Source organism: Mesorhizobium bavaricum (genome assembly GCF_056781655.1).
Genome location: NZ_CM165566.1, coordinates 5,248,381 through 5,268,701, shown reverse-complemented (window position 1 = coordinate 5,268,701; position 20,321 = coordinate 5,248,381). Strand labels below are relative to the sequence as shown.

The 20,321-nt window shown below is 63.6% G+C and carries 17 protein-coding genes; 11 read left to right on the top strand and 6 right to left on the bottom strand.

The window, feature by feature from the left end:
- Positions 1 to 27: 27 nt before the first annotated feature.
- Together AC1RZR_RS25805 and AC1RZR_RS25800 are read right to left on the bottom strand one after the other, a co-directional pair.
- A complete protein-coding gene (locus AC1RZR_RS25805; protein WP_481826393.1) occupies positions 28 to 660 on the bottom strand; it encodes a LysE family translocator in 633 nt (210 codons plus the stop codon).
- 132 nt (positions 661 to 792) lie between these two features.
- Positions 793 to 2,778, bottom strand: a complete 1,986-nt coding sequence (locus tag AC1RZR_RS25800; protein WP_481826392.1) for a TadE/TadG family type IV pilus assembly protein — start codon at positions 2,776 to 2,778, stop codon at positions 793 to 795.
- Positions 2,779 to 3,031: 253 nt separating this feature from the next.
- Here AC1RZR_RS25800 and AC1RZR_RS25795 point away from each other — a divergent pair, with 253 nt between their 5' ends.
- Both AC1RZR_RS25795 and AC1RZR_RS25790 read left to right on the top strand, forming a co-directional pair.
- Positions 3,032 to 3,892 (top strand): TIGR01459 family HAD-type hydrolase, encoded by an 861-nt coding sequence (locus AC1RZR_RS25795; protein ID WP_481826391.1) that lies wholly within the window; start codon positions 3,032 to 3,034, stop codon positions 3,890 to 3,892.
- Between the two features lie 6 nt (positions 3,893 to 3,898).
- On the top strand, positions 3,899 to 4,879 hold the full coding sequence (locus tag AC1RZR_RS25790; RefSeq protein WP_481826390.1) for a bifunctional riboflavin kinase/FAD synthetase: 981 nt from the start codon (positions 3,899 to 3,901) through the stop codon (positions 4,877 to 4,879).
- Positions 4,880 to 4,971: 92 nt separating this feature from the next.
- Here the strand turns inward: AC1RZR_RS25790 and AC1RZR_RS25785 are convergent, their stop codons facing one another.
- Complete coding sequence (locus AC1RZR_RS25785; protein WP_477276553.1) at positions 4,972 to 5,526, bottom strand: HdeD family acid-resistance protein; 555 nt, start codon at positions 5,524 to 5,526, stop codon at positions 4,972 to 4,974.
- A 189-nt stretch (positions 5,527 to 5,715) separates the two neighbouring features.
- On the opposite strand from AC1RZR_RS25785, the gene AC1RZR_RS25780 reads away from it, so the two are divergent.
- The 3 genes from AC1RZR_RS25780 (at position 5,716) to AC1RZR_RS25770 (ending at position 10,605) form a co-directional block, all read left to right on the top strand.
- Positions 5,716 to 6,522, top strand: a complete 807-nt coding sequence (locus tag AC1RZR_RS25780; RefSeq protein ID WP_481826389.1) for a MipA/OmpV family protein — start codon at positions 5,716 to 5,718, stop codon at positions 6,520 to 6,522.
- Positions 6,523 to 6,757: 235 nt separating this feature from the next.
- The gene (ileS, locus tag AC1RZR_RS25775) at positions 6,758 to 9,715 is read left to right on the top strand and encodes an isoleucine--tRNA ligase (protein ID WP_481826388.1); all 2,958 of its coding nucleotides are present in this window, start codon (positions 6,758 to 6,760) and stop codon (positions 9,713 to 9,715) included.
- A gap of 209 nt (positions 9,716 to 9,924) precedes the next feature.
- A complete protein-coding gene (locus AC1RZR_RS25770) occupies positions 9,925 to 10,605 on the top strand; it encodes a hypothetical protein (protein WP_477276559.1) in 681 nt (226 codons plus the stop codon).
- 39 nt (positions 10,606 to 10,644) lie between these two features.
- Here the strand turns inward: AC1RZR_RS25770 and AC1RZR_RS25765 are convergent, their stop codons facing one another.
- A complete protein-coding gene (locus AC1RZR_RS25765) occupies positions 10,645 to 11,094 on the bottom strand; it encodes a nucleoside deaminase (protein ID WP_477276561.1) in 450 nt (149 codons plus the stop codon).
- Positions 11,095 to 11,335: 241 nt separating this feature from the next.
- Between AC1RZR_RS25765 and AC1RZR_RS25760 the strand changes: the two genes are divergently transcribed.
- The 5 genes from AC1RZR_RS25760 (at position 11,336) to AC1RZR_RS25740 (ending at position 17,999) form a co-directional block, all read left to right on the top strand.
- Positions 11,336 to 13,519 (top strand): pseudouridine synthase, encoded by a 2,184-nt coding sequence (locus AC1RZR_RS25760; RefSeq protein WP_481826387.1) that lies wholly within the window; start codon positions 11,336 to 11,338, stop codon positions 13,517 to 13,519.
- Positions 13,520 to 13,549: 30 nt separating this feature from the next.
- Positions 13,550 to 14,104: a 16S rRNA (guanine(966)-N(2))-methyltransferase RsmD gene (rsmD, locus tag AC1RZR_RS25755; protein ID WP_027034651.1), complete on the top strand. Its 555-nt coding sequence runs from the start codon at positions 13,550 to 13,552 to the stop codon at positions 14,102 to 14,104.
- A 120-nt stretch (positions 14,105 to 14,224) separates the two neighbouring features.
- Positions 14,225 to 15,613, top strand: a complete 1,389-nt coding sequence (locus tag AC1RZR_RS25750) for a M16 family metallopeptidase (RefSeq protein ID WP_477276566.1) — start codon at positions 14,225 to 14,227, stop codon at positions 15,611 to 15,613.
- Positions 15,614 to 15,762: 149 nt separating this feature from the next.
- Positions 15,763 to 17,133 carry a M16 family metallopeptidase gene (locus AC1RZR_RS25745; protein ID WP_477276568.1) on the top strand — a complete coding sequence of 457 codons (1,371 nt, stop codon included), beginning with the start codon at positions 15,763 to 15,765 and terminating at the stop codon, positions 17,131 to 17,133.
- Positions 17,130 to 17,999 (top strand): patatin-like phospholipase family protein, encoded by an 870-nt coding sequence (locus tag AC1RZR_RS25740; RefSeq protein WP_477276570.1) that lies wholly within the window; start codon positions 17,130 to 17,132, stop codon positions 17,997 to 17,999. Before AC1RZR_RS25745 ends, AC1RZR_RS25740 begins: the two co-directional genes overlap by 4 nt.
- 45 nt (positions 18,000 to 18,044) lie before the next feature.
- Here the strand turns inward: AC1RZR_RS25740 and AC1RZR_RS25735 are convergent, their stop codons facing one another.
- Positions 18,045 to 18,587, bottom strand: a complete 543-nt coding sequence (locus tag AC1RZR_RS25735) for a dihydrofolate reductase family protein (RefSeq protein ID WP_481826386.1) — start codon at positions 18,585 to 18,587, stop codon at positions 18,045 to 18,047.
- 220 nt (positions 18,588 to 18,807) lie between these two features.
- On the opposite strand from AC1RZR_RS25735, the gene AC1RZR_RS25730 reads away from it, so the two are divergent.
- Entirely contained in the window at positions 18,808 to 19,710 is a 903-nt protein-coding gene (locus tag AC1RZR_RS25730) for an HNH endonuclease (protein ID WP_481826385.1), read from the top strand.
- 32 nt (positions 19,711 to 19,742) lie between these two features.
- Here AC1RZR_RS25730 and efp read toward each other — a convergent pair whose 3' ends face one another.
- Positions 19,743 to 20,312 (bottom strand): elongation factor P, encoded by a 570-nt coding sequence (gene efp, locus AC1RZR_RS25725; RefSeq protein WP_027038615.1) that lies wholly within the window; start codon positions 20,310 to 20,312, stop codon positions 19,743 to 19,745.
- Positions 20,313 to 20,321 lie beyond the last annotated feature (9 nt).

Below are 20,321 nucleotides of genomic sequence, written 5' to 3'. Positions count from 1 at the left end.
GATGATCGCCGTCTTGCCCTTTCGATCTCATCGCTGCGCGTCGGTCGCCATCTTCAGCGCAAGTGCCGTCAACACGGTGCCCATCATCCAGCGCTGGATGACCAGCCACAATGGCCGTCCGGCGAGGAATGTGGCGATCGAGCCGGCCGTCACCGCGATGATGGCATTGACGCTGAGGCTGATCGATATCTGCGTCGCACCGAGCACCAGAAGCTGCGACAGGACATGGCCCTTGCCGGGGCTAATGAACTGCGGCAACAGCGACAGATAGAGCACCGCGACCTTCGGATTGAGCAGATTGGTCATCAGGCCCATGGCGAACAGCTTGCGGGGCCGGTCGCTCGGCAACTCACGCACCTGGAACGGCGAGCGCCCACCCGGCTTCACCGCTTGCCACGCGAGCCACAGGAGATAGAGCGTACCGGCAAAGCGCAGCGCGTCATAGGCATAGGGCACGGCGAGCAGCAGCGCGGTGATGCCGAATGCCGCCGCCAGCACATAGAAGAGAAAGCCGAGTGCAACGCCACCAAGCGAGATCAGCCCCGCCTTCGGCCCCTGCGACAGGGAACGCGAGATCAGGTAGATCATGTTGGGGCCCGGCGTCAGCACCATGCCGAGGCAGACCAGCGCGAAGGCGAGATGATTGGCGGTTTCGGGCATGTGTTCCTTCCCCACGCACCGCGAAATGGATGCACGATCCCGCGAGCGGCCAACATGTGCCTGTCCCGGCAGGCGCGCGCAAGGGCATGGCGCCGCCAGCCGTTGCGCCAGAGGGCTGCCAGTGCCTTCGGATCAGCTGACGACGCGCAGGTTCGACAATTCGTTGCCGATTTCCTTGAAATCGTTCGACAGGGTGGCGCCGGTGGCATTCCAGAACAGTTTGGCAGGCTTGCTTGCGTCCGTCGGATCCTTGCGGAAGCGCGAGTTCGACGAGCAGGATTTCAGCGCCGCGATCGCCGCCTGATCGCTGGTGTTGGTCGTGGACAGGTCGAGCGCCACCGTCATCACCATGATGTTGGCTGCCTTGGCGTTGTTGCAAAGCGTCGCCATCTGCTCGTTGAGCGCACTCGTGTAGTTGCCGTTCGAATAGTCGAACTGGCCAATGGCGCTCGATGTGCCGAGAAACAGGCGGCCGACCGAAGTGCCGTTGTAGCCGGGCTGGAGATAGCCGTAGGACGCATAGGTCGATTTCGAGTCGGCAGGGTCGGAATAGTTGAGCGACGAAGGCGTGTAGTAGGTGTTGGCGCCGTCGGTCAGGACGATCAGGACCTTGTCGTTGCCTCTCTCCGTTTCCGGGCGTCCTTGCGTGAACGGCTCGCCGCTCGAAACCACCCGCCAGCCCCAGGCCATGCCCTCGGGAACATTGGTGCCGCCGTTCGGCTGCATCAGGTCGATCGCGGCCTTGACCGAGGTGAGCCCCGCATCGACGCTGACATCGGTCAGTGGCGTGATCGGATTGGTGGTGCAACTGTAGTTCGGGCCATTGCCGGACGGCAGCGCCGGTGCACTCATCGGCCGGGGCATATAGTACTTGCTCATGTTGCGCAGCCGGGATTGGCCGGTGCTGCTCGTCGGGTCGTCATTCCACCAGCTGTTCACGGCGCCATAGGTTGTCGGCGTAGCCTCGTCGGGATCCTGGGTGAGCTTCCAATGATTGCCGGCTTCGTCCGGGGCGAACATCGGCACGAACATCGTCGCCGGATCGCCGACCCCTATGCCGGTGTTCGCCGAGCCGCCGGATGGCGGCGCGTCGTTGACATTGTAGGGGTAGGGCCGGGCCTCGACACAGCCCTGCCAACTGGCGAACGGGCCATAGGAATCGATGTAGTCGTACTCGTCATGGCTTCGTTTGCAGGTGTTGTTCGAGTAGTATTCGTCGCACACCACGCGCTTGCTGTTGGTGACACGCTCGTGGTTGGTGACGACCTTCATGTCGCGGTAGAGCGAAAACCGGGTCAGCATCTGGCCTTCATCGGCACCCCATCCGGAGCCGCGCTTGTACCAGATGCCGCTGGTCTGCTGGGCGTATTTGTTGGCTGGGTTCAGCGTCGACCAGTCGAAGTTTTCGTTCGATACCGGCGACAGGCCCTCCGTGTCCATCCACGATGCGTTGCCGTTGCCGGGACCGACATTCACCGACGCGGCAAACGGCACGAGGCCGAACTGTACCGGCTTGTCGACCTGCTTGATCATTGCAGCTTGCTGGGCGAGCGTGTCGACCAGCTGTTTAGCCGCACTTTTGAGGAGATCGATGCGCTTCTGTCCGGAGCCCGTTCCGGTCTTGGTCATCGATCCGGAATTGTCGAGCACCAGGGCAACTTCCAGAGTGTTCTTCAGCCGCACTTCCGAGCTGACGTCGAAGCTGATCTTCTGGTTCGCGTCGGTTTGGGATTTGCCGATGAGCTGGCCGAAGACAGGATAGAAATAGGGCTTGTAGTCAAGCCGCGCGCTCATCTTGAGCAAGCCGCCGCCGCTGGTGTTGCTCGGCAAGGTGACATTGAGCGTCGTGTTGGCGGGGTTGACGTTGTTGAGATTGGCGTTGAAGAAGTTGAGCGCATAGGCTTTCAACTGATCGTCGGTCGCACCTTCCGTCAGCCGTCGGGCCGTGGCGAAGTTGGCGGCGTCGAGCGCATTCGACACAGTCTGTTTTTGACGGTTCATCTCGGTGAAGTCGACTGCCATTGCCAGGCCGCCCATCAGCGGAACCATGGCAACGACCGTCATAAGAGCATAGTTGCCGCGTTTGTCGCGGCAGAAGCGACGCCAGAGTTCATGCATGTCTTGGTGCGGCCCCCGCCGGCGGATTCCTGATCAAACGCCAACTTTCCACAAAACGCTGAAGGGCGGGTTTGGGAAACCGCTCGATTGCCTGGCCCGCGCTTCACCAACCGCTAACCAATCCGGCGAGGCTGACGATATCTGGGTGTCCGGCGAAAGCTGGTGACAGGCCGGAGCGGTTCGGCTAATCCGAACCGGCTGCGGCGAACCGTCGGCCGCGGTGCTCGCAATGATCATGACTGAAGGAAACGGCATGGCGGATTCGCCTGAAATCATCGGCTCGCTCGAAGACGTGTCGAAGGCCTATTCGGCAATCCTGTGCGATGTCTGGGGTGTGGTGCACAATGGCGAGAGTCACTTTCCTGTCGCGGCCTCGGCGCTGGCGAGGGCTCGAGACGCAGACATCCCCGTCGTTCTGATCACCAATTCGCCGCGCAGAAGTGCCGATGTCGTGGCGCAGATGAACGCGATCGGCGTTCCGCCATCAGCCTACGACCGTGTCGTCACATCAGGCGATGTGACCCGCGACCTGATCGCCGAGGGCCCGCGCAAGATTTTCCATATCGGCGCCGACCGCGATTTCACGCTCTATGACGGTCTCGACGTCGAGATCGTCGAGGAATTCGAGGCGTCCGGCGTCGTCTGCACCGGTCTCTTCGATGACGAGGTCGAGAAGCCCGAGGACTACACGGAGCTTCTGCGGCGCTTGCGCGCCAGGAACCTTCCCTTCATCTGTGCAAATCCCGATATCGTGGTCGAGCGCGGCGAACGCATCATCTGGTGTGCCGGCGCGCTGGCACGCGACTATGCCCAGCTCGGCGGCCGCACATTGGTCGCCGGAAAACCTCACACGCCGATCTACAACGTCGCGATGAAGGAGATTGCGGAGATTCTTGGCCGGCCGACTGAGCGTTCGCAGGTGCTGGCCATCGGCGACGGCATGATGACCGACGTGAAGGGTGCGGTCGACAATGGTTTCGACGTTCTCTATGTGTCCGGCGGCATCCATGCACGCGACTATGGCGATGCATTGCAACCGGATCCGGCAAGACTGGCGACCTTCCTGGAAAAGCATGGGTATCGTCCGGTGGCTGTCATTCCCAGACTGCGGTAGGTGACGATGGCAGCCTTCCAGCACATTTTGGCAACCGCGCCGCTGCCGGCCGATTTGCGTGGCGGCGTGGTGGCGATCGGCAATTTCGACGGCGTCCATCGCGGTCATCAGGCGGTGCTCGAGCGAGCCCTGGCCGAGGCCGGGCGGCGCGGAGTGCCGGCCCTGGTGCTGACATTCGAACCGCATCCGCGGAAGGTCTTCAGGCCCGATATGCCGTTGTTCGTGCTGACGCCGCCGCCGATGAAGGCGCGGCTGCTGTCGTTGCTGGGCTTTGCCGCGCTCGTCGAGCAGCCGTTCACGCGCGACTTCGCCTCGCTATCGGCGGAAGCATTCGTTACCGATGTGCTGGAGCGAAACCTCGGCATTACCCATGCCGTGACCGGGTTCGATTTCCATTTCGGCAAGGACCGTCAAGGCGGTCCGGCCTACCTGATGGCGGCCGGCGAGCGCCACGGCTTCGGCGTCACCCTCGTCGACGCCTTTCGTGACGAGGGCGCCGAGGTGGTGTCGTCGAGCCGCATCCGCGGTCTGCTGAGCGAGGGCGAGGTGGCCGAGGCCGCCGGATTGCTCGGCTATCGCTTCACCGTCGAAAGCGAGGTTGTTGGCGGCCAGCAGCTCGGCCGCACGCTTGGCTTTCCAACCGCGAATATGAGGCTTTCCGGGGAAGTTGCCCTGAAAGAGGGTATCTATGCCGTCCGCTTTCGTCGCGCCGACGGCACGCTTCATGATGGTGTCGCCAGCTTCGGCCGCCGCCCGACCGTCGACGACAATGGCGCACCGCTGCTGGAAACCTTTGTCTTTGATTTCTCGGGCGACCTCTATGGCGAGGTCTGCCAGGTTTCCTTCTTTGGTTTCTTGCGCCCCGAGGTGAAGTTCGAAGGGCTCGACGCGCTGGTCGCGCAGATGAAGCGCGACGAAGCCGAGGCACGTGCGCTGCTTGCCGGCGTCAGGCCGCTGTCCGACCTCGACGCGGCCATGGCGTTCTAGGGTCTGTCGATATTCAGGCGGGCCGGCCTGCAAAAGGTGGTTCCTGCGCTTGCTTGGCTGACCTTCGGACAAGATCATGCTCAGGCAAGACTTTACTTTTTCAGTGCCAGGCCGACGGCGATGAAGGTCCACCCCTGGAAGATCAGGTCGATCGCCAGAAACAATCCGAGCACCCACAGGCTGTTGACCGGCCAGCCCATGGCGATGATCAGACCGGCAAGCGCGCTGATGACACCGGCCGCGACGATCCAACCCCAGCCGCGTTCCGGCCGGTGGCTGTAGCCAACCCAGGCCCTGAGGGCGCCGGACGCCACGAGGGCGATCGCCAGCAGGAACGTCAACACCGCCGAAGCAAGCAGCGGATTGTCGAAGGCGAAAAATCCGGCGACGGCATAAAGCAGCCCGCTGAGCAGCCAGTAGAAGAAGCGGCTCCAGGTCTTGACGCCGAAGGCATGCACGATCTCGATGACGCCGGCCATCAACATCAGCCATCCCACGACATAGACCGAAGCCACGGTGGCGACGAACAGATTGCCGAAGGCAATGCCGCCGAAGATGAGCAGCAGAACGCCGAGCGCGACGAACCATCCCCATTTTGTCCGCGTCTGTTCGATCGCGGTTCTCAAGGCGTCGCCGTGCAGGGTCATTGTCGCGGTCTCCATAAAAGGGCTGCGGGATACTGCCAGGTGGAGGTTAGTCCCAGCGCCTGCCAACGTCCAGCCGATGACCACGGCGGGATAACCGCAATCGGATGTCTCGCGCTTAAACCAAATTTTACCAAACCACCGTCAAAGCTTTCATCGGTAAGCGTGCGCGTTTGTGTTAGTGGAGTAGCCATGAGTCCGGTCGGGAAAATCTCTGTGGTGTTGGCCGCTGCGCTGCTGGGCGGCGCAGGTGTCGCCAATGCGGGCGAGGGCAGCTGGCTGTCCGGCGACTGGTATCTGACCGTTGGTGCCACCGGCATGGTGGCGCCGAATTTCGAGGGCGGCAAGAAGTACCTGCTCAGCGCCTCGCCGATCATCTCTCTGGGCAAGGCCGGACCGGCGGCCCGCTTCACCTCGCGCAACGACAACATCTCGCTGGCGCTGGTCGATGATGGCGGGGTTCGCGCCGGTCTGACCGGCAAGTTCCTGTTTTCCCGTGACGATGACAATGCCGATGAACTGAAGGGCCTCGATCCGGTTCGCTGGGGCGGGGAGGTCGGCGGCTTCTTCGAATTCTATCCGACCGATTGGCTACGCGCCCGTGCCGAACTGCGCCACGGCATTCGTGCCCACAACGGCTTTGTCGCCGACATCGCCGCCGACGCGTTCTATGACATTACGCCAACTGTCCGGATTTCGGGCGGGCCGCGCGTTTCATTCGCCTCGGCCCACTACTTTGACGCCTATTATGGCGTCGACGCCCAGGAGGCCGTCGCCTCGGGCCTCGACGAATATCATCCCGGTGGCGGCCTGAAATCGACCGGTCTTGGCGGAGCCATAACCTGGAAGGTGACCGAACCGATGACCGCGAGCCTGTTCGGCGAATATTCACGCCTGATGGGACCGGCGGCCGATTCCAGCCTGGTCAGGGAACGCGGCGACCGCAACCAGTTCATGATCGGCGTGTCGACCAGCTACCGTTTCGACTTCACGATGTAGCGGAATCGAACGAGAGACGCTTTATTCCTGCGCCTATCTCCGCTAAAAGCCCACCAATGACGAGCTTTTCGCGCCTTCACGCGCTGACGATACGAATTACCGGCCCGGTGTTCCGGGCGGCCTGAGCGCCGCCGGAGCCGCCGGGAATCTTGCGCGCGGCCTCTCGCGCTTTTTCCAAATCATGATAGTTCAACGCCCGAGCCCTTCGCCGCCGGGCAATGCACATGGCAGACCGATGACCGACCAGACAATCGACTATTCCAAGACGCTTTATTTGCCGCAGACGGATTTTCCGATGCGCGCCGGCTTGCCCGAGAAGGAGCCGCTGCTGGTCCAGCGCTGGCAGGACATGGACCTTTACCGCAAGCTTCGCGAGAGCGCGGCTGGCCGCACGAAATACGTGCTGCATGACGGCCCGCCCTACGCCAACGGCAATATCCATATCGGCCATGCGCTGAACAAGATCCTCAAGGACGTCATCACCCGCTCGTTCCAGATGCGTGGCTACGACTCGAACTACGTGCCGGGCTGGGACTGCCACGGCCTGCCGATCGAATGGAAGATCGAGGAGCAGTATCGCGCCAAGGGCAAGAACAAGGACGAGGTTCCGGTCAACGAGTTCCGCAAGGAATGCCGCGAGTTCGCCGCGCACTGGATCACGGTGCAGGGCGGCGAGTTCCAGCGGCTCGGCGTCATCGGCGACTTCAAGAATCCCTACACGACGATGGCTTTCCATGCCGAGGCACGCATCGCCGGCGAACTGCTGAAGTTCGCCATGTCGGGCCAGCTCTATCGCGGCTCCAAGCCGGTGATGTGGAGCGTCGTCGAGCGCACGGCACTTGCCGAAGCCGAGGTCGAGTACCAGGACTATGAGTCCGACACGATCTGGGTGAAGTTTCCCATCGTCAGCCTGGTGCGGCCTGTCCATGATGGCGAGCCCAAACTGACAGAGGGGGCGCTGGACCTGTTGCAGGCCCACGTCGTCATCTGGACGACGACGCCGTGGACGATCCCGGGCAACCGCGCGGTCAACTACTCGCCACGCATCGGCTATGGCCTCTACGAGGTGACCGCGGCCGAGAATGCATTCGGCCCGCAGCCGGGCGAAAAGCTGATCTTCGCCGATGCGCTGGCCGACGAATCCTCTGCCAAGGCCAAGGTCACCTTGAATCGGATTCGCAGTGTTTCTGCGGAAGAGCTTGGAAGTCTTACGCTTTCGCACCCGTTCAAGGGCTTTGGCGGAGGCTATGAGTTCCCCGTGCCGATGCTCGCCGGTGACCATGTCACCGACGATGCCGGCACCGGCTTCGTCCACACTGCGCCCGGCCACGGCCGCGAGGACTTTGACGCCTGGATGGATGCGGCGGCGGACTTGCGCGCCCGCGGCATCGACAGCGCCATCCCGTTCACCGTCGACGATGGCGGCTTCTTCACCAAGGACGCGCCGGGTTTAGGTCCGGATCGCGAGGGCGGAGCCGCACGCGTCATCGACGACAACGGCAAAAAGGGCAACGCCAACCAGGCTGTGATCGACGAACTGATCAAGCGCAACGCGCTGTTCGCGCGAGGCCGTCTGAAGCACAGCTACCCGCATTCCTGGCGGTCCAAAAAACCGATCATCTTCCGCAATACGCCGCAGTGGTTTGTCTACATGGACAAGGACCTCGGCGACGGCTCGACGTTGCGCAGCCGCGCGCTGAAGGCGATCGACGACACCCGTTTCGTGCCCGCCGCCGGCCAGAACCGCATCCGCGCCATGATCGAGGAGCGCCCTGACTGGGTGCTGTCGCGCCAGCGCGCCTGGGGCGTACCGATCGCCGTCTTTGCCGATGCCGACGGCAATGTGCTCAAGGACGAGGCGGTCAACCAGCGCATCATGGACGCCTTCGAACAGGAGGGCGCCGATGCCTGGTTCGCCGCCGGCGCCAAGGAACGCTTCCTCGGCAATCACGATGCATCCAAGTGGAAGCAGGTGATGGACATCCTCGACGTATGGTTCGATTCGGGCTCGACGCACGCCTTCACGCTGGAGGATCGTCCGGATCTCAAATGGCCGGCCGATGTCTATCTCGAAGGCTCCGACCAGCATCGCGGCTGGTTCCACTCCTCGCTGCTCGAAAGCTGCGGCACCAGGGGCAGGGCGCCTTACGACACCGTCGTCACCCATGGCTTCACCATGGACGAAGACGGCCGCAAGATGTCGAAGTCGCTCGGCAACACCGTCGTGCCGCAGGACGTCATCAAGCAGTCAGGCGCCGACATCCTGCGTTTGTGGGTGGTGACGACGGACTATTGGGAAGACCAGCGGCTCGGCAAGAACGTGCTGCAGACCAATATCGACGCCTACCGCAAGCTGCGCAACACCATCCGCTGGATGCTGGGCACGCTTGCCCATGACGATGGCGAAGAGGTGCCTCTGGACAAGATGCCGGAGCTGGAGCGGCTGATGCTGCACCGGCTGGCCGAGCTGGATGACGTCGTGCGCTCGGGCTACGACGCCTTCGAGTTCAAGCGCATCACCCGCATGCTGCTCGACTTCATGGTGGTGGAACTGTCGGCCTTCTACTTCGACATCCGCAAGGATGCGCTCTACTGCGACGCGCCGTCGAGCGTGAAGCGCAAGGCCTCGGTGCAGGTGGTGCGGCATCTCTTCGACTGCCTGGTGAAATGGCTGGCGCCGATGCTGCCTTTCACCATGGAAGAAGCTTGGCTCGACCGTCATCCGGACGCCGTCTCGGTGCATCTCGAACAGTTTCCGCATATCCCGGCGGACTGGAAGAACGAGGCGCTGGCGGAAAAGTGGCGCAAGGTGCGCCAGGTGCGGCGCGTCGTCACCGGCGCGCTGGAGATCGCACGCGCCCAGAAGGTGATCGGTTCGTCGCTGGAAGCGGTGCCGGTCGTGACCATAAACGATGCAGCGCTCGAAGCGGCGATATCCGATGTCGACATGGCCGAGATGGCGATCACCAGCGATCTGGTCATCGCCCATGGCGACGCGCCGGCCGGCGCCTTCACGCTCGACGACGTCAGGGCTGTCGCCGTGGTGGTCGAGAAGGCGGAGGACCGCGGCCTGGTGAAATGCGCACGCTCCTGGCGTTACACCGCCGATGTCGGACAGGACGCTGCGTTTCCCGACGTTTCGGCGCGCGATGCGGCGGTGCTGCGCGAGTTGAAGGCGCTTGGCCGGCTTTGAGCCGGCCGGAAAGGCACTATCGGTGCACAAATGCCACGCCGGGCGGGCGAAAACCGCCCGCGCGTTGCCCTTAACGAGTGGTTGAGGTAAACACGCGAAACTCCGGAAGACAAATTGTCGCCGGATTTCCGTCGCAAGAGCTTGGACGATGGGGACCGGACATAAGGCCGGTGGCAATCGAGAGGCTGTCTACAGTGGGACTTTTTGGCATGACCGAGAGATATAACGCGCGCCTTGCGCTGCTGGCGCCGCTTGTCGCATCGGGTTTGGCCTTGTCCGGCTGCATGGGCTCACCGACCTATGGCACCGACAAGACCGCCGGCGAACAGCTGGCTGGCGATATTTCCGGCGCCTTTTCGTTCGCGCCCAAGCGCAAGGAACAGATCGACTACAAGCCGCGTCCGACGCTGGTGAAGCCGGCGCCAGGCCAGAAGGAAGCGCTGCCGGCGCCGCAGGACAGCATCGAGACGGCGAGCGCCGAATGGCCCGAATCGCCAGAGCAGCGCCGCGCCCGCCTGCGTGCCGACGCGACGGCCCACCAGAATGATCCGGGCTACCAGTCGGAGATCGTCGACGATGTGCAGACCGATCCGGCTTCGGTGAAGAAGGCGATGGAAGACTCCGCTTCGAGCCACCCGCCACGCTGGTCTCCGGCGGATTCGGACAAGGGCCGCGCCGCGGAGATCCAGCGCCGTCTTGCCGACAGCAAACAGGGCGACCCGAACACCCGCAAATATCTGAGCGAACCGCCGGTGCAGTATCGCGTCGCCGCCGACACCGCGCCGCAGAACGAGCTTGGCGAGGACGAGTACAAGAAGGAACGCCGCCTGAAGAAAGAGGCGGAAGGGAAGAAGGGCAGCGGCTGGTTCGACTGGCTGCCGTCCCTGTAAAGACGGGTTACGCTCGTTGCTCTTTGCGTTGCGGCTGGTTCAGTCGCGCCGCTCCCGGAAAAATCCTTTGAGCAGCAGGGCCGCTTCGGTCTCGCCGATGCCCGGATAGATGTCGGGCGCATGGTGGCAGGTTGGCGAGGCGAAGAAGCGCGCGCCGTTGACCACCGCGCCGCCCTTGTCGTCGGCAGCGCCGAAATAGAGCCGACGCAGCCTGGCGAAGGAAATGGCGCCGGCGCACATGGTGCACGGCTCCAGCGTCACATAGAGATCGTGGCCGGTAAGCCGTTCGATGGACAGCTTGCGGCAGGCTTCGCGGATGACCAGCATCTCGGCATGCGCCGTCGGGTCGGCAAGCTCGCGGGTGCGGTTGCCGGCGCTGGCAACGACCGTGCCGCCACTGGCGATCACCGCGCCGACCGGCACTTCGCCGCGCAAGGCGGCGGCTTCAGCCTCCTTCAGCGCCAGCGCCATGAAATCCGGTCGCTTCACGCGATCTCCATTCCGATTATCTCCTCGCCACTCCAGGCTTTTGGTTTTCGTTTGTCTTGCCGGAAAACCGGTGTCCACTTTTCCCTGACAAACTCCGGTGATCCTGTTATTGAGCGCATGACCCCGAAAATCGGACTCGGTTTTCGGAAATGATCATGCGCCAAATCAAAAGTGCTACAGCGTTCGTTGCGCGCCCAAAAGGATGCGCCACGCTGTAGCAGCGCAAACGGACAAAGGCCACATGGACGACAACGACAAGAAATTCCGACCCAAAAAGGGTCCGGTCAGGAGCGGCTCGAAAGCCGCGGGACCGCGCAGCCGCGACGCCGCCAGCAAAGGCGGCAAGCCGTCCTTTGGCGCCAAGAAGCCCTATGCGCCGCGCGGGGACCGGCCGATGGCCGCCGAAGGCGAGCGCCCGAAGCGCGACTTCAAGGGCGGCGACAAGCCATTCAGCAAGGGGCCGCGTCCCGAAGGCAAGCCTTTTGAGAAGCGCGAGGGCCCACGCAAGCCCTACGCACCGCGTGGCGACCGCCCGATAGCGGCCGAGGGTGAGCGCCAGCCGTATGAAAAGCGCGAAGGACCGCGCAAACCCTATGCGCCGCGTGGCGACCGCCCAATCGCGGCTGAAGGCGAGCGCAAGCCTTATGAAAAGCGCGAAGGCCCGCGCAAGCCTTATGCGCCGCGCGGCGACCGCCCAATCGCGGCCGAAGGCGAGCGCAAGCCTTATGAAAAGCGCGAGGGCCCGCGCAAGCCCTATGCACCGCGCGGCGACCGCCCGATGGCGGCCGAGGGTGAGCGCAAGCCCTATGAAAAGCGCGAGGGACCGCGCAAACCTTATGCGCCACGTGGCGATCGTCCGGCTGCCGCGGCAGCGGAGGGCGGCGAAAAGCGTTTCGACCGTCCCAAGCGAGATTTTAGCGACCGCACTCCGCGCGACGCCGGCGATCGTCCGAAGCGCGACTTCGCTGACCGCCCCAAGCGTGACTTCGGTGGCGACCGTCCCAAGCGCGACTTCAGTGATCGGCCGCAAGGGGCATCGGGTGCCGGCTTCAAGCCGCGTCCGCGTTCCGCGGAAGCGACGGAAGAGGCAGGCGAGCGCATCGCCAAGCGGCTGGCGCGTGCCGGCCTTGCTTCGCGCCGCGATGCGGAGGAGCTGATCGCCGCCGGCCGCGTCAAGGTCAATGGCCGCGCGCTGACCTCGCCGGCTTTCAACGTCATGCCCGACGACATCATCCATCTCGACGGCATGGAAATCCCGCCGATCGAACGCACACGCCTGTTCCTGTTCCACAAGCCGGCCGGCGTCGTCACCACCAACCGCGATCCCGAGGGCCGCAAGACCGTCTTCGACGTGCTGCCGGCTGAATTGCCGCGGCTGATGACCATCGGTCGCCTCGACATCAACACCGAAGGCCTGCTGCTGCTCACCAATGATGGCGGCCTGTCGCGCGTTCTCGAACTGCCGGCCACCGGCTGGCTGCGCCGCTACCGCGTGCGCGTCCACGGCAAGGTCGAGGAAAGCGCGCTTGCAGGCCTGCGTGAAGGCATTGCCGTCGACGGCGTTTTCTACGGCGCCATCGAAGCGACGCTCGACCGCGAGCAGGGCACCAATGCCTGGCTGACCATCGGCCTGCGCGAAGGCAAGAACCGCGAAGTCAGGAACATCCTCGGTTCGCTCGGTCTCGATGTGACGCGGCTGATCCGCATCTCCTACGGGCCGTTCCAGCTCGACGACCTCGCCGAGGGCCATGTGCTGGAGATCAAGGGCAGGGTGCTGCGCGACCAGCTTGGCGAGCGTCTGGTCGAGGAATCCGGCGCCAATTTCGATGCCGAGGTCACCAAGCCGTTTTCCAACAAGCCGGTGCGGCGCACCGAAGTCCGCGAACCGGAGCCGGAACGGCCGAAATTCACCCGGGACGGCGAGCGCCGGCCGATTGGCGAGGGCGGGCTGATCAAGAACCGCAAACGCCGCGAAGGCAGCCGCGACGAGGCACTGGGCAAATTGTCGACAAGTCCGGACAGGGGCGCCGGGCCGGAAAAGAGCTATGGCGAGCGTGGCCCGCGGCCCGAACGCAGCTTTGGCGATAAGCCCCGTGGCGGCTTTGGTGACAAGCCGCGCGGTGGTTTTGGCGGCAAGCCGGGCGGCGGCAAGAAATCCGAGCGCGAGCAGCGGCCGATCGAGCCGCCCGGCCAGCGCAAGGCCAATGTCTGGATGGCGCCGGGCGCACGGCCGATCGGCAAGGGCAGGGCAGAGGCCGACGCCGCCAAGGCGGCTGACGCGAAGGCGCGCAAGGCATCGTTCAAGCCGTCCTATGGCAAACCGGCCGGCGCAAAGCCGTTCGGCAAGCCGCGTGGCGAGCGTCCCGGCGGCGCCAGTGGCGGTGAGCGGCCGCGCAGCGGCCCCAAGGGCCCCAGGACGAGATGAGGCCCGGATTATTATGAGGCCCGCATCATAATGAGGATCGTCGGCGGTGAGTTTCGCGGGCGTCCCCTGGCGACGCCCCGCAGCAGCGCCATTCGTCCGACGACCGATCGCACCCGCGAGGCCGTCTTCAACGTGCTGGCGCATCGCTTCGCTGAGCAACTGGACGGCGCCCGCGTGCTCGACCTGTTCGCCGGCACCGGTGCGCTCGGCCTCGAAGCGCTGTCGCGCGGTGCCTCCTACGGTGTCTTCATCGAGGAATCGGCGGAAGGCCGTGGGCTGATCCGCGACAATGTCGAGGCGTTCGGCCTGACCGGCCGCACCAAGATCTTTCGCCGCGACGCCACCGGCCTTGGCGAGGCCGGCACGCTGGCGCCGTTCGGCCTCGTCTTCGCCGACCCGCCTTACGGCAAGGGCCTCGGCGAGCGCGCCCTGCAATCGGCCAGGGCCGGCGGCTGGCTTCGCCCCGGCGCGCTTTGCGTGGTCGAGGAGGCGGCAGTGGCGCCCTTCGAGCCGGGCCCCGGCTTTTCCGTGCTGGACGAGCGCAACTATGGCGAGACCGTCATCCGCTTCATCGAGGCCGCCTGATACGCCCTGCATCCATGGCCGGCCTCTTTGCCGCCGCCTTTGCCGGCAACATGACGAACAATTCACTTTGCTTGTCGCCAGCACCTTGCCTATCGTCCTGCCAGGAAATCGGAGCCATTGATGACATCCAGGGTTGAATGGCTGCGCGCAACGCTGCTGGCGACGTCGGTTACTTTCGTTATGACCGGCCCGGTGCTGGCCGACAGTGCCGTGTCGTCCAACACGATGCCGGACGCGTTCAAGGTGACGGATTTCCTGCTCGAGAACGGCATGGAGGTCGTCGTCATTCCCGACCACCGTGCACCGATCGTCACCCACATGGTCTGGTACAAGATCGGCAGCGCCGACGAGCCACCCGGAAAATCCGGCATCGCCCATTTCTTCGAGCATCTGATGTTCAAGGCGACGACCCACCATGCCGCCGGCGAGTTCGACCGCGCCATCTCCGACATCGGCGGCTCCAACAACGCCTTCACCTCCTACGACTACACTGCCTTCCACGAGACGGTGGCGCCGTCGGCGCTCGAGTTGATGATGAGCTTCGAGGCCGACCGCATGCGCAACCTCATCCTCACCGACGATGTCATCAAGACCGAGCGCGACGTCATCCTCGAGGAGCGTCGCTCGCGCATCGACAACAGTCCCGAGGCGGTGCTGGACGAGGAAGTCGATGCGACGCTATGGCAGAACCAGCCCTATCGCATTCCGGTCATCGGCTGGATGCAGGAGATGCAACAGCTGAACCGCACCGACGCCACGGCCTTCTATGACAAATACTACCGGCCCAACAACGCCGTGCTGATCGTGGCCGGCGATATCCAGCCGGATGCGGTGCGGGCGCTGGCCGAGAAGACCTTTGGCAAGGTGGCTCGTGGCCCCGATCTGCCGCCGCGCATCCGCCCGGTTGAACCGGAGCAGAACACCAAGCGCACGGTCACGCTCTCCGATGCCCGCGTCAGCGTGCCGAGCTTTTCCACGCAGTGGGTGGTGCCGTCCTATCATTCCGGCAAGCCGGGCGAGGCGGAGGCGCTCGACCTGCTGGCGGAGATCCTCGGCGGCGGCAACCGCAGCCGGCTTTACCAGGCACTCGTCGTCCAGCAAGGCATCGCGTCCAACGCCGGCGCCTATTTCCAGGGCACCATGCTCGACGACACCAATTTCACCGTCTACGGCGCGCCGCGCGGCGACGCCAAGCTCGCCGACGTCGAAGCGGCGGTCGATGCCGAGGTGGCGCGCATCGTCAGGGATGGCGTCACACCAGCGGAGCTGGAGAAGGCAAAGGACCGCTATGTGCGCTCAATGATCTTTGCCCGCGACAAGCAGGATTCCATGGCCAACATCTACGGCTCGACGCTGGCCACCGGCGGCAACGTCCAGGACGTCCAGCAATGGCCGGACCGCATCCGCAAGGTCACCGCCGACGAGGTCAAGGCCGTCGCCGCGCGCTATCTGGTACTCGATAGGTCGACGACCGGCTATCTGCTGCCGCAGCAACAGGCGGGGAATTGATGATGAAGTCGATCCCCATGCGCGAGACAGCCCCGTCATCCCGTCACTTCGCGGCCACCTTCTCCCCGCTGGGGCGAAGAGGCTGGCGCCACCGTTGGCAAACTCCTCTCCTCAACGGCGAGAGGTCCGCCGAGCGAAGCGGAGGCTGGGTGAGGGGGAGCGCCGACTTCCGCAATTGGTCGCTGCCGACAATTGCTGCATGGCGCGCCCTCGCAACGCTCTTTCTCTCCATTCTCTTCCTGATCCTGCCGGCACTGACGGCGCGCGCCATGGACATCCAGTCCGTCACCTCGCCAAAAGGCATCACCGCCTGGCTGGTCGAGGACTATTCCGTGCCGGTCGTCGCCATCCGTTTCGTCTTCCGCGGCGGCTCGACGCAGGATCCGGCCGGCAAGGAGGGCCTGGCCAATCTGATGACCGGCCTGTTCGACGAAGGTGCCGGCCCGCTCGACAGCGAGGCCTTCCAGATCAGGCTCGACGATGCCGGCGCCGAGATGAGCTTCGACGAGAGCCGTGACGGCATCTACGGTTCGATGCGCATGCTGGCCGAGCAGCGCGACGAGGCGTTCGACCTGTTGCGGCTGGCTGTCAACGAGCCGCGTTTCGACCAGCTGCCGATCGACCGCATCCGCGCCCAGATCCTGTCCGGCATCATCGCCGGTGAGAACGATCCCGATACGGTCGCGCAGAACAAATGGGCGCGCGCACTCTATGGAGATCATCCCTATTCACGCTCCGACCAGGGCACCAGGCAGAGCATCGCCACCATCACCCCGGATGATCTGAAAGCCTTGCACAAGGCGGTGTTCGCGCGTGGCGGCCTGCATGTCGCCGTGGTCGGCGCCATCGATCCCGAGACCCTGAAGAAGAAGCTCGACGAGGTGTTCGGCGACCTGCCGCAAAACCAGGCGCTGAAGCCGGTGGCCGATATCGACCCGAAGCTGGCGCAGCATGTCGAGGTCGATTACGATCTGCCGCAGACCTCGCTGCAGCTGGCCTATCCCGGCGTGAAGCGCAAGGCGCCGGATTTCTTTGCCGCCGTGCTGATGAACGAGATCCTTGGCGGCGGCACCTTCACCTCGCGCCTGTTCCAGGAGGTGCGCGAGAAGCGCGGGCTGGCCTACAGCGTCAACTCCTCGCTGGTCAACCAGGACCACTCCAATGCGCTGATCGTCAGCACTGGGACCCGCTCCGACCGCGCGGCCGAGACGCTGGGGATCGTTCGCGACGTGGTCAAGCAACTGGCCGAGGAGGGCCCGACCGAAGCGGAGCTGGCGGCGACCAAGAAATATCTGGTCGGTGCCTATGCCATCAACAATCTGGACTCTTCGAGTTCCATTGCCGCGACATTGGTCGAGCTGCAGCTCGACGATCTCGGCATCGACTACATGCAGCGCCGCGCCGCCTACATCAACGCGGTGACGCTCGATCAGGTCAAGGCGGCGGCGAAAAAGCTGCTGTCGACTGAGCCGACGATCATGGTCATCGGCCCGAAACTGGACGGGGCCGGCAAGGGATGAGCCCGACCTTCGGCATCGCCTTCGGCGGCGGCGGTGCGCGCGGGCTGGCGCATATCCATGTAATCGAGGCGCTGGACGAGCTGGGCATCAGGCCGGTGACTATTGCCGGTTCGTCGATCGGCGCCATCATGGGTGCCGGCATGGCCGCTGGCATGACCGGCAAGGACATCCACCACTACGCCCGCTCGATCCTCGGCCGCCGCGCCGAAGTGGCGAGCCGCATGTGGCGGGCGCGGCCGGGCACGATCGCCGAAGCCATGCAGGGCGGCATCCGCGTCAGCCAGTTCAATGTCGAGCGCATCCTGAAGGCTTTTCTACCCGAGGCCATTCCCGAAACCTTCGCCGAGCTCAAGATCCCGCTCAAGGTGACGGCGACGGACTATTTCGGTCACAAGCTGGCCGTCTTCGACGACGGCGACCTACACTCGGCGCTGGCCGCTTCAGCAGCCATTCCCGCCGTGTTCCGCCCGGTTACGCGCGACGGAAGGCTGCTGATCGACGGCGGCATCTACAACCCGGTGCCGTTCGACCTGATCGAAAACGATGCCGACATCATCATCGGCGTCGACGTGGTCGGCGCGCCGGAAGAGGCCGACCGCAAGCAGCCGACCTCCGTCGACCTGATGTTCGGCGCCACGCAGCTGATGATGCAGTCGATCATCGCCAACAAGCTGAGACAAAGCCGCCCCGACATCCTGGTCCGCCCGGCAGTCTCGAAATACCGCGTCCTCGATTTCCTGAAGATCGACGCCCTGATGAACGATACGGCCGACATCAAGGACGAGCTGAAGCGGCAGGTGGAGAGGGTGGTGGAGGCTAGAAATGGCGCTGCCGTCAAGGGGCGGCGAGGGAAGAAGGCCGGGTGACGGACGGGCGCGACGTTGCTGTTGTCATACAAGCATGGAAGCCGACTACGACTTCGCCGCCGCCGGCGCATACTCCAGCGACACAACGCCGTTGCTGAACGGCTTGGCCGAAATCAACTCGAGCGCCACTGGCTCGCCGACGGGGAATAGCGGCTTGCCCTGGCCGACGGCGCCGGGGTAGCTGAGCAGCCTAACGCGGTCGACCAGGCCGTGGCGCAGCAACTCCTGCGCGACGCTGAGGCTGCCATGCACATAGATGTTGCCGCCGCTGCCTTGCTTCAGCGTCCTCACCGCTTCCGGCAGGGGTCCCTTCAGCAATTCAGCCGGCTTCCAGTCGAGCGCCTTCAGGCTGTTCGAGGCGACATATTTTGGCAGTGCGTTGAACCGATCGGCAAAATCCCCGGTTTCCTTGGGCCATGAGCCAGCAAAGATCTCGTAGGTTGCGCGCCCCAAAAGCATGGCGCCGCTGTCGGCAAGCTCGTCCTCCTTGAACCTGTTCATCTCGTCGTTCCAGGTCACGCTGGGCAGCTTCTCGACCTCGGCAATGCCATCGACGCTGATGAATTCGGTGACGATAAGTTTTCGCATGGCGTTCTCCTTCTTCCGTCAAAGGACGAACCGCATGGGCCTTCTGCGACACGCTTCGTGAAAAATGTCGCGGCGCTTTGTCTGAGGGCAGCTTTCAGCGCGAGCTTACGAAAGACCGATTCCATGGGAAAAGTTCGATCGGCCTGGACTAAACCCCCAAGATCGGATTTTGGTGGTACATCGCAAGCAGTTATTCCCAAGAGCACATTGCAGGAAGATCATGGGGTTTGGGGTCTTCATCCACCGCTCGGATTCGATCTATGATGACAGCCCCGCTGAGCAATATCAGTTTCCGAGCCAATATCTGCGCCGTGTGGAAGCATGTGTTGGCGATTGGATCATCTACTACGAACCTAGCAAGGTAGATGACACCCGTGGCTATTTCGCCATAGCCAAAGTCCAGCAGGTTATTTCAGACCCTGTGGCGCCTGGCATGTACCTCGCATTGATCGAGCCAGGATCCTATCTCGATTTCGCCAATCATGTCCCGTTTAGCGGGATGGACGGTCTCGTTGAGCGCGGCCTACTCAACGACCAAGGGCGGATTTCCGGTCGCGCCCAATCGGCGGTCCGTCCACTCAGCCGAAGCGACTTCAACCGCATTGTCGATTTGGGTCTAGGCACGAGCGACTCGTTGCTTCCGCGCGTCGATAAGATTGGTACATCTGTCGGCGGCTTCCAGGATGAGCAGCCTCCATTTCAGTTCGAGCAGAACCGCGATCGTGTGAGTTACATCGGGTCGCGAATCGTGCGCGACCGCATTTTCCGTCGTATCGTCTTACGCGCCTATGATGAGCGCTGCGCGATCACGGGTCTCAAGCTGATAAATGGCGGTGGCCGGGCAGAGGTTTCTGCCGCGCACATTCGACCGGTCGAGGCGAACGGACCTGATGTCGTAAACAATGGGATCGCACTGTCCGGCACTGCGCATTGGATGTTCGATCGCGGATTAATCAGCTTGTCCGATGATCTGGAAATCCTGATCTCACGACAGGTCAACGACCCCGACAGCGTGCATGGGTTCATAAACAAGTCTCGCCGCGCGCTTCCGCCCCGTCGACAACTCGAACGCCCACACCCTCATTTCCTGCAATGGCACCGAGAGAACTGCTTTAAGCAGTAATATAGCCCAAAGGGCTAATGAGCGATGGCGTCTCAGTCCTTCGCCCGCTCCACATAAGCCCCATCGGCGGTCATCACCACCACGCGGGTGCCGGGGGCGATGTGCGGCGGCACCAGTGTGCGCACGCCGTTGGACAGAACGGCCGGCTTGTAGGACGACGAGGCCGTCTGTCCCTTGGTCGTCGGCTCGGTTTCGACCACTTCGAAGGTCGCGCGCTGCGGCAGCACCAGGGAAATGGCAATGCCATTGAACTGTGACACCTGCACGGCCATGCCTTCCAGGAGGTAAGGCGCCATGTCGCCGACCACGGCTTCCGACACCGCCACCTGGTCGTAGCTTTCCGGGTTCATGAAATGAAAACCTTCGCCGTCGCGATAGAGGAAGGTGTGCTCGCGCTCTTCCACATAGGCGCGCTCCACCTGCTCGGTGGTGCGGTAGCGCTCCGAAACCTTCACCCCGTCGCCGATGCGGCGCATGTCGAGCTGCGTCACCGGCGTGCCCTTGCCGGGGTGGATGTTTTCGGCAAAGAGGATCACATAAAGCTTGCCGTCCTTGTCGACGACATTGCCTTTGCGGAGCGAACTGGCGATGACTTTCACCACGGCTTACAA

Bases quoted from the DNA above. Each gene is read 5' to 3' on its own strand.
- AC1RZR_RS25805 (WP_481826393.1), bottom strand. From the start codon at position 660: ATGCCCGAAACCGCCAATCATCTCGCCTTCGCGCTGGTCTGCCTCGGC.
- AC1RZR_RS25800 (WP_481826392.1), bottom strand. From the start codon at position 2,778: ATGCATGAACTCTGGCGTCGCTTCTGCCGCGACAAACGCGGCAACTAT.
- AC1RZR_RS25795 (WP_481826391.1), top strand. From the start codon at position 3,032: ATGGCGGATTCGCCTGAAATCATCGGCTCGCTCGAAGACGTGTCGAAG.
- AC1RZR_RS25790 (WP_481826390.1), top strand. From the start codon at position 3,899: ATGGCAGCCTTCCAGCACATTTTGGCAACCGCGCCGCTGCCGGCCGAT.
- AC1RZR_RS25785 (WP_477276553.1), bottom strand. From the start codon at position 5,526: ATGACCCTGCACGGCGACGCCTTGAGAACCGCGATCGAACAGACGCGG.
- AC1RZR_RS25780 (WP_481826389.1), top strand. From the start codon at position 5,716: ATGAGTCCGGTCGGGAAAATCTCTGTGGTGTTGGCCGCTGCGCTGCTG.
- ileS (WP_481826388.1), top strand. From the start codon at position 6,758: ATGACCGACCAGACAATCGACTATTCCAAGACGCTTTATTTGCCGCAG.
- AC1RZR_RS25770 (WP_477276559.1), top strand. From the start codon at position 9,925: ATGACCGAGAGATATAACGCGCGCCTTGCGCTGCTGGCGCCGCTTGTC.
- AC1RZR_RS25760 (WP_481826387.1), top strand. From the start codon at position 11,336: ATGGACGACAACGACAAGAAATTCCGACCCAAAAAGGGTCCGGTCAGG.
- rsmD (WP_027034651.1), top strand. From the start codon at position 13,550: ATGAGGATCGTCGGCGGTGAGTTTCGCGGGCGTCCCCTGGCGACGCCC.
- AC1RZR_RS25750 (WP_477276566.1), top strand. From the start codon at position 14,225: ATGACATCCAGGGTTGAATGGCTGCGCGCAACGCTGCTGGCGACGTCG.
- AC1RZR_RS25740 (WP_477276570.1), top strand. From the start codon at position 17,130: ATGAGCCCGACCTTCGGCATCGCCTTCGGCGGCGGCGGTGCGCGCGGG.
- AC1RZR_RS25735 (WP_481826386.1), bottom strand. From the start codon at position 18,587: ATGCGAAAACTTATCGTCACCGAATTCATCAGCGTCGATGGCATTGCC.
- AC1RZR_RS25730 (WP_481826385.1), top strand. From the start codon at position 18,808: ATGGGGTTTGGGGTCTTCATCCACCGCTCGGATTCGATCTATGATGAC.